Source organism: Peribacillus faecalis, from assembly GCF_014712675.1.
In the GTDB taxonomy this organism is placed as follows: domain Bacteria; phylum Bacillota; class Bacilli; order Bacillales; family DSM-1321; genus Bacillus_AD; species Bacillus_AD faecalis.
In genome coordinates this window covers 46,457-60,234 of the sequence record NZ_JACXSI010000009.1, presented here as the reverse complement: position 1 = coordinate 60,234, position 13,778 = coordinate 46,457, and the positions used below count along the sequence as shown (strand labels likewise).

Genomic DNA, 13,778 nt, shown 5'->3' with positions numbered 1-13,778 from the left:
TCTCCTCGGAGACTGCCGGGCGCTTACTTTATTATCTTTAAGCTAGTTTTTTATTCAGTATTTTATACAACTGCGGCAAAATCGTACAAACAAGAATAACCCGAATTACTTGAACAGCTACTACAAAAGTTGAATCTGCCCCATATAGAAGGGCGGCTGTCGACATTTCTGCAATTCCTCCCGGAGCAAACGCTAAAGCAGCTGTCGTAAATGTAATATTGGTCAACTTTGAAACAACAAAAGAGCATAACATCATAGCCGATATAAAAGCAATCGTTGTTAAGGAAGAAAGAGCGATGACTCTTTTAACACCAATAAACATTTCCTTTCTAATTCGAGAGCCAATGCTTGCGCCGATGAATATTTGAGCAAAAATAAATAAAATCGGCGGCCACCACACATTCAAGTCATGATTTACAATCGAGGAACCTACCGCCTGCGTAATGGCAATGCCGATCATCGTTCCAACGAGCCAAGGGGCAGGTATTCGAATTAGTTTACCGAAGAAATAACCGCCAATGCCAATAATCATAAAAATAACCAACCACAAAAAGCTCCCATTTTCACCTTGGGTTGCCGCTAAACTAGAAAAGAGGCTAATATTATGTACATCTGTAAATGAAAGCAAAAGCGGAATCGTACATACGACCATAAATACGCGGATTGTTTGCACAATACTGACAACAGCGGTATTAGCGCCGACGTCATCAGCGATTCCGCCCATAACGGACAGACCTCCCGGAGTTGTGCTAATGAAGCTTGTCATCATTGATAAAGAAGTAGTTCTCCAAAGCAAAAAACCTGTCAGCAAGGAAAAGATAATAGATAACAGGAGCGTAAAGAATATTATGAAAAAGTGCTCCTTAAATGCAGTGATGACAGCTAAATTTATTTGTAATCCTATCTCAATTCCCAATAAGTACATGCCAATATTAAGCCAATATTTTGGTATTCCTTTTAAAGACAGTGAGTTTTTTACCCATTTAGGTCTTACATAAGACAAGCTGGCAGCTGTTATAAGCGTTCCGATCACCCAGCCCATTGAAAAGCCCGTCAATGAAAGTAATAGTCCACCGATTCCGCTCACAAAAATAAAGAAAAAACTGTTTATGAAGCTTTTCACATTTGAACCTTCTTTCTATATGAACAACATAATATTATTATACAATAATTGCAGTTAATGATTAAAAAAGTGTGTTGAAAATGGTAGATAATCCTAAAAGTCATATAATTAGTAATATATCGAACGTATAAACTATAATTATATGTATAGATAAGGATTTTTATGCTTAAAAAGCAGAAAAGGTGATTGGAAATGCCCATTTGGTTGTCTTATATTGTCGTATTGACAATCTTTAATGCAGTAGTTTTTTATATCGGTTTTACGACTGGCAAATGGTTTTTTCATTCAAAAACAACATTCAAAAAAATATATTTAATAATCTTCATACTGTTAGCGAATGTTTTAATGTTCGGCACAATGTCTGAGAGTGTTTATTTACGAGCGGGAAGCGCTTATTGGATGGCCTTCTTTTATGTTTTGTTTCTAACTGTGCCGATCTTGCATATTTTGATTTTCTTTTCCCGTTACAGTAAAATCAAGCGTATTCAGGCTGAAAAGTGGGCTGCTATAATAACCATTCTCATGGTAGTTGTTGTATTCGTTTACGGCACCTATAATGCATATACTCCGATAGTTCGTTCACACGAGGTAAATGTTAAAAAAGAAAATACAAATAACTTGAATATCGTTATGGTTGCTGATACGCATTTTGGCTTACTTTCAGGTAAAGGACATGCTGAAAACATGGTTGAAGAAATTAATAAACTGAAACCGGATTTAGTTTTAATTCCGGGCGATATTGTTGATGATTCAATAAATCAATATGTCGAACAAGGAATGACGGAAGTATTGGCTAAAATTGATTCTGTTTATGGGGTTTACGCTTCTCTTGGTAATCATGATCTTGGCGATATAAATGAATTGATTAAGACATTAGAAAAGAGTAATGTGAACGTTTTATATGATGAATCGGTTGAAGTTGCTGATGCTATCATGTTAATTGGCAGAAAGGATAGAACGGATCAAGATCGATTGCCGTTATCTAAGTTGACGGAAAATATTGATCAAACAAAGCCTGTCCTATTATTGGACCATCAGCCGTATGAACTTGATATTGCCAAAAATGAGGGTATTGACTTAATGGTTTCCGGACATACTCACCGAGGCCAATTGGCTCCTTTTCATTTATTCACAGAAAGGATATATGAAAATGACTGGGGCTACTTGAAAAAAGGAAAGTTACATTCAATTGTGACATCAGGATACGGATTTTGGGGACCGCCAATACGTACGAGCAGTCAGTCAGAAATTGTCCAAATACAATTAAACTATTAAAAAATAGAGGCAATGAAATCAAAAAGATTTCATTGCCTCTATTGTAAATTTTCGGGAATTAGGGTTGTTGTATGATGAAGCGAACGGACCCATGAAAGAAAGACTGCTCCAAGTAAAACGAAACCGACATAGCCCATAATCGGGTAGACGCTTCCGACCAATTTGCTAAAGCCGACAAAGCTTGATGTAAAGGCTGCTGCGCCAACTGCGACAACAGAAACTTTAAACGTTTTAGTATCTGCAGGAACAAAACGGGCAGTGAACGCATAAAGCATTCCGACACAAGTATTGTAGATCATTGCTAACAAAATGATAGATAAAATGTGTCCTAAAATAGGCGTGATATTATTTGCTAAATATAAAGTCGGCATATCGATACCTTGCACATTTTTCATGTTTGTCAGCATGCCGCCGTTGATTAGCATTAATAGCACACCTAACAAAACGCCTCCGATGATACCGCCTGTAGCGGCTTCTTTTTTATTCTTTAAACGCCCGCCCATTAAAGACAGCATCGAGAAACCTACTGCAATATTAAATGATACATATAATAGCGATGATAAAATCCAGTGAGAAGCGGCTGCTTCTTCTACATTACTATAATATTCAATTTCAATTAAGCTAGTATCTGCATTAAAAATCGCATAGCCGGCAATTACAATCATAATTACTAACAAAAACGGAGTAACTGAACTGATAATTGAGATAATTTTATCGATTTTTAATAGCAGGGTAGCAACTGTTAATACTGTCATCGCAATTGCACCGATTTGAGATGGTATGCCAAATTGCTGCTCGACTACTGAACCCGCACCGGCAATCATGATAACCGCAACACCAAACAGAAAAAACGATAAAATAAAATCCACTGCTGTACCTATGTAACGTCCGCAAATAAGCTGAATAATATCCTTGTGAGAAGTCGATTGGATGTGACTCCCTAATTGAGCGATCTGCATCCCGATAAATGAAAAGCAAATTGCTGCAATAAACACAGCCGGAACGCTATATATGCCGAAATTTGTGAAAAATTGCATTACCTCTTGTCCAGAACCAAAGCCGGCACCAACAATGATTCCAACAAAAGCACCAGCTAAATTAATACTGTTCTTCATAAAAAAAGACCTCCTGCTACATATAAAGACTAGATGCTAACAATGTTCAAAGAATCACAAAATTAGAACAAATATATGCTGTTTTAAGACTATATTTTTAGTATTCTATCACAATATATTCTATTTAGCAATTTCTGTTCATTTTTTTAATGCGCAAATTTAAAAATTCTGTAAAATGCGCTAAATTGTGTTAAATTAATATTAAAATGATTGGAGAGGACAAACAATGGAACAAGACTTTTATTGCGATGAAGTTCTCAGCGGGAAAACGAAAGTAGAAGTTGTAAAAGAAACAAAGCATTCGTTGGCCTTCTACCACACCCGGCCATTTTATGAAGTTCATATTGTTGTTATTCCTAAAAAGCATATCAAGTCTTTAATTGATGTTGAGGAACAAGATATACATATAATAAAGGATTTGTTATCTGTAATTAAGCATGTCTCAAAAATAGTTAATGATCAATACGGTGCTTGTACGGTCTCTACTAATATCGGGGAATATCAAAGCAATAAACATATGCATTGGCATGTTCATTTCGGCAAGAGAATTAAATTATTAGACGGAACTTGGTGTTAATTTGAGGCTGTATAGTTGATTATCTTGTTGTATACAGTCATAGCCTATTTGATTAGCAACTTTATGACAGTATTTTAATGTGATTATTGAACAAATCTTGTATGAAAGTTATTGACGTTTAATATTCTTTATATTATGATTATTTTAAATACGAATTAGTATAATTGTATTAATTCAAACATATAATTGCCCCAAAGGGGAGTAGCTTTCAATTATGTCGTCAGTACGTGATAACCATCACCGGCATAATTGGCAACAATATCGTTGCTTGCGAGACCTTTGCCAATACGGTAAAGGATATATATAGAACTTATGACCTTTACCGGAATAGTTGGTAAAGGTCTTTTTAACTAAAATTTTAAATGTAAGGGAGAAAAAGATTTATTTTGGACAGTGATTTGCATAGGAAATGGTTAGTGATTATTACGTTTTATGTGGCGATTTTATTGTATGGATTATCGATGTTTACAGTTCATAATTGAAGTCCTCCACGGTAGCATCGTTCTGCCGCTTCAGCAACAAGTGATTGATAACCAAAAGCCGATGTATCAATAATCGTAGTCTATTCGGACCTCTTAAAAGTCATCGTTGATTTTTTAGGAGGTTTTTTGTATTTCCAGTGAAAAAGGAGAGGTTCAGTTGAAGAAGATTATTTTTGTTATATTCCTTTTGATAACTTTGATTGCCTGTACACAAGAAACTTGGAAAGAGAGTGAGATTTTTGAATCCGGCGGTTACGAAATGATTGGTGAGGAAGGTAAAATCGGCTTTATTTATGACTCGGAAGTAACAAAATTTTATCCTGACAAAGAACAAAAATATATGTGGCATTTATGGGGTAAGGAAAGGTTGTCAGGTAAGACGGCATTTAAAGTCGTGGCTACTTCAAAAGAAAAAGAAGAAATCATTATATTGGAAGGAGAGTTAGGTGGTCCAAATAACGGAGCAGATGCCCATACACCTTCTATGCTAAAGCTTCCTGAACCTGGTATGTGGAAGTTGGATGCTTATGTTGAGGAGGAATTATTCGGGACTATTTTTGTTGAAGTTCATGAAGAATAGTTATTAAAGAAGCATATCTACTCATATAAACAAGTCACTTTTGCAATAATAACATAAATAAATTAAAGCGAGAGTGCATATATGAACAGACTGCTAATTATTATTCCTTTCCTTATTATGGCATGGTTTCCTAACCAGGTGTCCGCCCAACAAAAAGTTCCCATTCTTATTTACCACTCTATCGATGAATTTAAAGGTCATGGTGTGAAGGATCTATATGTAAGTCCGGAAAATTTCGAGAAGCAAATGATGTATTTGCGCGATCATGGCTACACATTACTTACATTTGAGAAATGGCATGATTTAAGTAAAGTGAAGAAGCCGATTTTTATTACATTAGATGATGGATACAAAAATAATTTAAATGTATATACTGTTTTCCGGAAAATTGAAAGCGAATCGTTTAAGCCGACAGCTACTATGTTTGTCATATCTGATTTTATCGGTCGCAAAAACAGACTTTCTGAAGAGGATCTGAAAATGCTTTCGAATTCCAACTTAATCTCAATTCAGTCGCATTCAGCTACACATCCGGAGCTGACAAAAACGAAAGATCTGACAGCCGAATTGAAAAACTCTAAGGAGCGTATTGAAAGCATCACTGAAAAACCGGTAATCGCGCTGGCATACCCATATGGACTGTATAATAATAAAGTGATTGAAGAGATGAAGAAGTATTATCAATTCGGTCTGACTACAATCCCTGAGCTATATACAGCAAAAGGCGGCAAAAACGAAAATTATCTTTTGCCGCGACTATATATTAAATACGATACGACATTGGATGAGTTTGCAAGGATTATTGGGGAAAAATGAAGAGTTTGTTGCTAATAATTAATAAAAATCAACAAGTAAACCGATAAATGGTATTAACAAACAAAACAATTCAGGTATAATATTATGTGTAATGAATGAGTGCGTATCTTCAATTGCATAGTTTGTTTTGCAATAATGGTTATTAGTAATACGTTACATTTACTAACAATTGAAGAAATAGCCTTTTTCGGGATAAAATTATATATAGATTCAATGTTGAAAGAGAGTGGTACCAATGGGCCGTAAATGGAACAATATTAAAGAGAAGAAAGCTGCGAAAGACGCAAACACAAGCCGTCTTTATTCAAAGTTTGCTTTAGAGATTTATGTAGTAGCAAGACAAGGCGAGCCGGATCCGGAATCAAACCAAGCTTTGAAATTTGTGCTTGAGCGCGCAAAAACATACAATGTTCCAAGAAATATTATTGATCGTGCAATCGATAAAGCAAAAGGCGGTTCAGATGAAAACTACGATGAACTTCGCTACGAAGGCTTCGGGCCAAATGGATCAATGATTATCGTTGATGCATTGACAAATAACGTAAATAGAACAGCTTCTAACGTTCGTGCTGCATTCGGTAAAAACGGAGGCAACATGGGTGTCAGTGGTTCAGTGGCGTATATGTTCGACAAAACAGCTGTAATCGGTCTTGAAGGCAAAACAGCTGACGAAGTACTTGAGCTATTAATGGAAGCGGATGTAGAAGTTCGTGATATTTTAGAAGAAGATGAAGCAGTTATCGTATATGCTGAGCCAGATCAATTCCATGCGGTGCAAACTGCATTGAAAGATGCCGGCGTTGAAGATTTTACTGTAGCTGAATTAACTATGCTTCCTCAAAATGAAGTTACTTTAGAAGCAGATGCACAAGCTCAATTCGAAAAACTGATTGATGCGCTTGAAGATCTAGAAGACGTTCAACAAGTCTTCCATAACGTTGATTTAGGTGAATAATTTTTAATTATTAAGACTCACACAAATGTGAGTCTTTTTTCTTGCTGTATATTATATAGTTCACACTATATTTGTAAAACTTTGATAGATACTTTAAAATAGTTAATGTAATTATGTCATTTTTGTGAATAATTGTAATTTTCAGAAGGGATTGAACAACTATGAGTCAAACACATTCCAATGTAAGTTTACTGGATGCTTTTGTGAAAATTGCGCCAAGCTTACATAAATTGATGCAGGATGATATTTCAATCAGTGTTTATGATACGGAAAAGTTATTAATATATGTGCCTGCGAAAACGTTCAATTTGAATTTAACACCGGGAGAGCCGCTAGTTGATGGAGACATTTTATCTACGGCAATCAAAAGTAATAAAGAAATGGCTGCAACCGTACCAAAAGAGATATTCGGAGTGCCATTTGCCTCGAAAGTTATTCCGATTCATGATGAAACCGGAAAGGTTATTGGAGGCGTCGGGGTAGCTACGAGCATCGAAAAAAAGAACAATTTGCATGAAGTTTCCGAGAGCTTAAGCGCTATTGTCCAAGAAACAGCAGCCTCGCTTGAAGATATTACAGTCTCAGCATCTAATTTGGCAGAACGTATCATTGACGTTTCCAACCATTTAAAAGAAGTTGGAAACGGTACAAATCAAATCGGGCAAATATCTAAAGTCGTAAAAGGAATTTCTGATCAAAGTAATCTATTAGGATTAAATGCTGCTATTGAAGCTGCGAGAGCTGGTGATGCTGGAAGAGGGTTTTCGGTTGTGGCTGATGAAATCAGGAAGCTTGCTACAAATTCAAAAGAAAATGTCACTCAAATCGATGAAATTACAAAAGGAATTCAGGAAGCAATAAATAATTTAAATAATGCTTTCGAAGGGATTACTGATTTTGCTGATTTGCAGGTAAATTCCATTCAACAAATCACGGAGATTGTACAAGATATCGGCAAAAATGCGCAAAAATTATCCGCAATGGCTGAAAATAAATAACGATACATAAAGAGCCATCAAATGTTTGATGGCTCGATTTAGCTGTCTAAACATACACCTGCCATGCTCGGAAGCCTACAGGATCTAAGTCATATCGGCGTTACCAACGTGGCGGTTATAACCGATGTTACTTTCTAGGCTTTGTCTAGCTTCAGCGGCCAGCCCCTCGAGGTCATAAGCCAAATCACTCCGGAAATTTGCAATTTCCTGCATGATTCGTCTTATGCTGGTCGGGATTGATCGGGCCGCTTCCGCATTTCGTTTCCCGCACGTCTTCTTTTTCATTGAAATAGAAAAGGACCGGTGACGGTTTTTCTTATTTATTTATCTTCGCGCAAGATGAAATCATTGCCGTCTTGATCTTTAAATTTGAACATACTGCCATAAGGCATCTTCATAATGGGCTCTACATTCACTCCGTTAGCTTGCATTTGTGCATGAGCAGATTCAATGTCAGTCGTGCTTAACAAAATGTTTGGGTGTCCGACGTTGGCTGATGGATTTTGCTGTTGCATCATTTTTTTATCATACAAAACAAAAGTAGTGAACTCATCTTCGCTTGGTCCGACTTCTAGCCATGTCATATTAGGACCCATTGGCTGTTCAAATTTCACAACAAAATTCATTTTTTCTGTCCAAAAAGCTTTTGCTGCTTTTTGATCGTCAACGTATAAGGTAATCTTTCCAATTTTATTTATCATCTTTTTTCTCCTTAGGCTTATGTACTAATTGAACAATTAGTAGTATATAGTAAGCAGATGTGAAATGGTACTTGTTAGAAATATATATATTTTTTGATAACAATACAAAACCTGTAATTGATTATTCGAAAGGATCGACGATGTCCGGAACTGATTGCGAAGATTCATAAAGCAATTGTGTGACGGTCACACATCTGTAGCCATTTTCATCAAGATACGTCAGTACATCGTCCAAAGCATTGACCGTTTGAGAAATGGTTGAATCTTCAGTTCCGTGCCAATCATGCAATAAGATGATATCTCCTGGGCTTAGCCCTTTTTTTATGTAAGAAGCAATTTTGGAGGCAGGAGGACTTTTCCAATCATGCGGATCCTGATTCCATGACCATAATACAACAATCTTCCCGTTTTTAATGGCTGTATGAATAATATTATTATTGTACAGACCTCCAACAGGACGATATAATGTAGGCTTTTTACCTATCAGGTTTTGAATAATTACATCAGTCTTTTCCAGTTCATTCGTCAATTTTTCCGAACTGATTTTGCCGCTATAAATATGGCTGTATGTATGGTTTGCTATTTCATGCCCTTCTTTCGCTGTGCGCTTCAACACTTCGGGAAACCGTTCCACTTTGTTTCCGGCAACGAAAAAGGTGGCCTTTGCATTATGTTTAGCGAGTATGTCCAATATTTGCGGTGTGAAAACAGGATGCGGACCGTCATCAAACGTAATAGCCACAATTTTTTCTTCTGTTTTGACCTCCCAAATGACCTTACCTGTTTTTTCATACGCTTCTCGACTATCTCTATGTGCGTTTGCTTCATTAGCTGTCACGAATATTACCAATAATAAAAAGAAAAGTATAAAACATTTTTTCATAAAAAATCTCCTCTTTAGTACAGTGTTTTTATTATGTGATGGGATGTATGAAAATATCCGTTTTATAAGACTATACGGAAAGCTGCAGCATATACTGTTTTATAGTCTGAATGCCATGTGCTATGGAGGATAAACAACTTTATACATAGCCGTGTACAGTGCTTCAAAAATGATTTCACTTAAAAAAGGGGATGGAGATCATTGAAGATTGTTCCGACTAAATTTAATGAAGCATTCATAATTGAGCCTGTTGTATATGAAGATTCAAGAGGGTTTTTTATGGAAAGCTATAATGCTGAATTGTTTAAGAACTTTGGATTTAATACAAATTTTCTTCAAGATAACCATTCCTTATCTGTTAGAAAAGGCACAATTAGGGGATTGCATTATCAGTTGAATCCCTGCGCACAAACAAAATTGGTTCGGGCGACAAGGGGCGCTATCTTTGATGTCATAGTCGATATTCGTAAAGGTTCTCCTACATATGGACAATGGGATGGTTATGTCCTTTCTGCCGAAAACAGAAGGCAACTGCTTATACCGAAAGGGTTTGCTCACGGATTGTGCACACTCGTTGATTTCACTGAAGTTCAGTATAAAGTAGATGCGTTATATTCCGCACAATATGACAGAGGAATTGTTTGGAATGATACAAAAATAGGCATTCAATGGCCGATCAATAACCCTGTTTTATCCGAAAAAGATGCTAAAAATCCTGCTTTAGAGGAAGCCGATAACAATTTTACTTGGAGTTGATCGCATGAACATCTTAGTGACAGGCGGTATGGGATTTATCGGATCTAATTTTATCTCATACATGCTTAATAAATATGCCGATTATAACATTGTCAATCTCGATTTATTAACATATGCCGCGAATGTCGAGAATTTAAGTAGTTTGGGCGCTGACAGTCGCCACACGTTCATAAAAGGCGATATCGGCGACAAGCAATTAGTAAATTCAATCATAAAAGAGCATCAAATACGAATCATTGTGAACTTTGCTGCGGAATCTCATGTAGACCGTAGTATTTCCGACCCGGGGGTATTTGTCAAAACGAATGTTTTAGGAACGCAAGTATTATTGGATGCGGCTAATGAAAATAATATTGATAAGTTTGTGCAAATCTCTACCGATGAAGTATATGGAAGCCTGGGAGAAGCGGGTTTTTTTACAGAGGAAACGCCTTTAGCTCCAAACAGTCCGTATTCGGCAAGCAAAGCGGGAGCTGATTTGCTTGTCCGTGCTTATTATGAAACGTTTAATCTGCCAATCAATATTACGAGATGTTCCAATAATTATGGCCCGTATCAATTTCCAGAGAAGCTGATACCGTTAATGGTGACGAATGCGTTAGAAGGTGAAGTGTTGCCGATATATGGAGACGGAAAAAATATACGAGATTGGCTTCACGTGGCTGACCATTGCTCTGCTATAGATTTAGTCATCCATCAAGGAAAGGAGGGCGAAGTATATAACATCGGAGGCAACAATGAAAAAACGAATAATGAAATTGTCCAATTAATTATAGAAAAGCTTGGTGTTTCAGCAGATTTAATTACGTATGTTCCCGATCGTCTCGGTCATGACCGTCGTTACGCTATTGATTCCAAGAAAATCAGCAAACAATTAGGATGGACACCAAAGTATAATTTTGATTCCGGCATATTGGAAACGATTGAATGGTATATCAGCAATAGACAATGGTGGGAAAGCATAAAAAATGGTACTTATCATACTGAAAAAGGATGAGAGAAGATGAAAATACGAAAAGCTATTATTCCAGCAGCGGGTTTAGGTACCCGTTTTCTCCCCGCGACTAAAGCAATGCCGAAAGAAATGCTGCCAATTGTTGATAAACCGACAATACAATACATTATTGAAGAAGCGGTCCAATCAGGCATAGAAGATATTATTATCGTGACAGGAAAGGGCAAACGGTCAATTGAAGATCATTTTGATCATTCGTTTGAGTTGGAAACAGCCCTTTATAAAAAAGGGAAATTTGATGCTCTAGAGCAGGTGAGAACCTCTTCAAATTTAGTTGATATCCATTATATTCGCCAAAAAGAGCCAAAAGGATTAGGGCATGCTGTCTGGTGCGCACGGAAATTCATCGGAAACGAACCATTTGCTGTACTGTTAGGTGATGATATCGTCGAATCAGAAACACCTTGCTTGCGGCAAATGATGAATCAATATAACCGATACAACGCCTCAATTCTCGGTGTTCAACGAGTACCGCCGGAGGACGCATCACGCTATGGAATTGCCGACATAAGCCAAATTGGACACCGTATATACAACGTGAAAAATGTTATCGAAAAACCTGAGCAAAGCGAAGCGCCTTCCAACTTAGCTGTAATGGGAAGATACATTTTAAATCCGTTGATCTTCGATATTTTAGAAAATCAAGAACCTGGAACCGGAGGAGAAATTCAGCTGACGGATGCCATTGCCAGATTAAATGAGATCGAAGCCATCTATGCATATGAATTCGAAGGCACCCGTTATGACGTCGGCGAGAAATTCGGCTTTATTCAAACTACAATAGAAATGGCATTAAGACACGAAGAACTTCGCCATAAAGTGCTGCCTTATTTATCAATTATTATCGATCGTGAACTATCCAAAAATGAAAACTGAAAATGATAGTAACATATTTAAACTAATGATATTGTCCTAATTTGTTGGTTTATAATTTTTTTTGATTAGTAAGTAGGTATTAAGAACTATCTTGTTATCGCAAGAGTTCTAATGAAAAGTATCGATTTTTTTACGGTTTTAACACAAACTATTGTTTTTAAGTCATACTTATTTACATATAACCCAATAATTACTTATAATGGTAAGGAATAATAGGTATAGAAAAGAGGTGACTGTACTAGTGGAGGTTCATTTAGGCCGACGAATTGCTTACGCCAGGAAGAAAAATAAACTGACGCAAACGGACTTCGCCAAAAAAATCCATGTTTCCAGTTCCCATTTAGGTAATATCGAGACAGGTAAATACCAAGCATCCAACGACATCATATTACTAATGTCCCAAAGCATGGACGTACCTATATCTTATTTTTTGAATTGGGACAAGGTAAATGAAGTTACAGGAGAAATTATCGAAATGCTTTTTCAAGCGATATTAAACAATGATCTTGAAGAAGCAAAACAATTACTGAAGTCCTTAAAGCATCCGATTGAGTGTATTCAGCAGGAAATATCGTTCAATATGTTGAGAGCAGTATATCACATAAAAAAAGGACGAATTAATAAAGCTTTGGAGATTGAAGAGGAGTACTTATCGTTATTCTTGCCAATCTCAAATATCGAAGAATATCCATCTGAATTCCAGTTGTATTATTACTACTTTTTAATGCAGATTAACTTTGTTAAAGAGGAATATGAGCGAAGTTACAGTTATGGAAATGAAATATTAAATATTTGTTCTGATGACTTTGTATTAATTAATATACTTATTAATTTGTCCAATATAAGTATGAGATTATCACTTTATGAGGAATCTTTGACTTATATAAATAAAGCAATCTGTAAAGTAGATGAACGCGATTATAGTAATCTAACTTTTGTGGCATATATACAATTATCAGCCCTTTTAATTAATAGTAAGCAATATGATAAAGCATTAAATATAGTAGATCGCTTAAGAAAATTAGCTGAGCAAAATGAATCTGAACAAGTTAAATCTATAGCCTATCAACATATTGGAACGATTTATTTTAATCATGAACAATATGAAAAATCGTTATATTATTTCAAGGAATCAGAAAAAAATAACATTCAATTACCGATAGAAATAATTCAAACTATAATTACTTGTTACCTTAAATTAAATCACTATGAAAAAGCTAGTTATTATATTGAGAAAGGTGAGAGCTATATAACAACTGAATATAACAAAATGATTATTTTAGCTCAAAAAGCAGAATTATATCTATTAGAAGGTAATGAGAAAATGCATTGGAAAATACAAAAAAAGACTATTCATTTCTTTATAAAAAATAACTACTTAGAAAACTTAAGATATATATATACTTATTTAGGTAAGTATTATTATGTCCAAAAACGATATAAAGAGTCTGCTACATATTTTATGGAAATGGAGAGAATTAAAGATGAAGAAAAAAAGAATAAAACTAGGGCTCCTCTTAACAGTACTATGTTTCTCATTAACACTAAATAATGAGTACTTATTTAAAAATACTAATACGGATATTACTCACGGCGGGTATCAGCCTGGACCTGGATTGTTGAGTA

At 35.9% G+C, this 13,778-nt stretch carries 14 protein-coding genes; 10 read left to right on the top strand and 4 right to left on the bottom strand.

What is annotated here, in order from left to right:
* Positions 1 to 37 precede the first annotated feature (37 nt).
* Entirely contained in the window at positions 38 to 1,123 is a 1,086-nt protein-coding gene (locus tag IEO70_RS05000; protein WP_190997264.1) for an AbrB family transcriptional regulator, read from the bottom strand.
* A gap of 192 nt (positions 1,124 to 1,315) precedes the next feature.
* Between IEO70_RS05000 and IEO70_RS04995 the strand changes: the two genes are divergently transcribed.
* Entirely contained in the window at positions 1,316 to 2,398 is a 1,083-nt protein-coding gene (locus IEO70_RS04995; RefSeq protein WP_190997263.1) for a metallophosphoesterase, read from the top strand.
* A gap of 38 nt (positions 2,399 to 2,436) precedes the next feature.
* Here IEO70_RS04995 and IEO70_RS04990 read toward each other — a convergent pair whose 3' ends face one another.
* Positions 2,437 to 3,513, bottom strand: coding sequence for a YkvI family membrane protein (locus IEO70_RS04990; protein ID WP_190997262.1), 1,077 nt, complete (start codon positions 3,511 to 3,513; stop codon positions 2,437 to 2,439).
* Between the two features lie 226 nt (positions 3,514 to 3,739).
* Between IEO70_RS04990 and IEO70_RS04985 the strand changes: the two genes are divergently transcribed.
* The 5 genes from IEO70_RS04985 to IEO70_RS04965 all read left to right on the top strand — a co-directional run bounded on the left by IEO70_RS04985 (position 3,740) and on the right by IEO70_RS04965 (position 7,921).
* Complete coding sequence (locus tag IEO70_RS04985) at positions 3,740 to 4,090, top strand: HIT family protein (RefSeq protein WP_190997261.1); 351 nt, start codon at positions 3,740 to 3,742, stop codon at positions 4,088 to 4,090.
* A 639-nt stretch (positions 4,091 to 4,729) separates the two neighbouring features.
* The gene (locus IEO70_RS04980; RefSeq protein ID WP_190997260.1) at positions 4,730 to 5,152 is read left to right on the top strand and encodes a hypothetical protein; all 423 of its coding nucleotides are present in this window, start codon (positions 4,730 to 4,732) and stop codon (positions 5,150 to 5,152) included.
* Positions 5,153 to 5,233: 81 nt separating this feature from the next.
* Positions 5,234 to 5,968, top strand: coding sequence for a polysaccharide deacetylase family protein (locus IEO70_RS04975; RefSeq protein ID WP_190997259.1), 735 nt, complete (start codon positions 5,234 to 5,236; stop codon positions 5,966 to 5,968).
* A gap of 235 nt (positions 5,969 to 6,203) precedes the next feature.
* Positions 6,204 to 6,923, top strand: coding sequence for a YebC/PmpR family DNA-binding transcriptional regulator (locus IEO70_RS04970; protein ID WP_190997258.1), 720 nt, complete (start codon positions 6,204 to 6,206; stop codon positions 6,921 to 6,923).
* Between the two features lie 161 nt (positions 6,924 to 7,084).
* A complete protein-coding gene (locus IEO70_RS04965) occupies positions 7,085 to 7,921 on the top strand; it encodes a methyl-accepting chemotaxis protein (RefSeq protein ID WP_190997257.1) in 837 nt (278 codons plus the stop codon).
* Positions 7,922 to 8,241: 320 nt separating this feature from the next.
* Here IEO70_RS04965 and IEO70_RS04960 read toward each other — a convergent pair whose 3' ends face one another.
* Positions 8,242 to 8,622 (bottom strand): VOC family protein, encoded by a 381-nt coding sequence (locus IEO70_RS04960; RefSeq protein ID WP_190997256.1) that lies wholly within the window; start codon positions 8,620 to 8,622, stop codon positions 8,242 to 8,244.
* Positions 8,623 to 8,743: 121 nt separating this feature from the next.
* Positions 8,744 to 9,505: a polysaccharide deacetylase family protein gene (locus IEO70_RS04955; RefSeq protein WP_190997255.1), complete on the bottom strand. Its 762-nt coding sequence runs from the start codon at positions 9,503 to 9,505 to the stop codon at positions 8,744 to 8,746.
* 201 nt (positions 9,506 to 9,706) lie between these two features.
* On the opposite strand from IEO70_RS04955, the gene rfbC reads away from it, so the two are divergent.
* The 4 genes from rfbC to IEO70_RS04935 all read left to right on the top strand — a co-directional run bounded on the left by rfbC (position 9,707) and on the right by IEO70_RS04935 (position 13,704).
* On the top strand, positions 9,707 to 10,261 hold the full coding sequence (gene rfbC / locus IEO70_RS04950; protein ID WP_190997254.1) for a dTDP-4-dehydrorhamnose 3,5-epimerase: 555 nt from the start codon (positions 9,707 to 9,709) through the stop codon (positions 10,259 to 10,261).
* A gap of 4 nt (positions 10,262 to 10,265) precedes the next feature.
* Complete coding sequence (gene rfbB, locus IEO70_RS04945; protein ID WP_190997253.1) at positions 10,266 to 11,258, top strand: dTDP-glucose 4,6-dehydratase; 993 nt, start codon at positions 10,266 to 10,268, stop codon at positions 11,256 to 11,258.
* A gap of 6 nt (positions 11,259 to 11,264) precedes the next feature.
* Positions 11,265 to 12,152 carry a UTP--glucose-1-phosphate uridylyltransferase GalU gene (gene galU, locus IEO70_RS04940; protein WP_190997252.1) on the top strand — a complete coding sequence of 296 codons (888 nt, stop codon included), beginning with the start codon at positions 11,265 to 11,267 and terminating at the stop codon, positions 12,150 to 12,152.
* Between the two features lie 241 nt (positions 12,153 to 12,393).
* The gene (locus IEO70_RS04935) at positions 12,394 to 13,704 is read left to right on the top strand and encodes a helix-turn-helix domain-containing protein (RefSeq protein WP_190997251.1); all 1,311 of its coding nucleotides are present in this window, start codon (positions 12,394 to 12,396) and stop codon (positions 13,702 to 13,704) included.
* Positions 13,705 to 13,778: the final 74 nt, after the last annotated feature.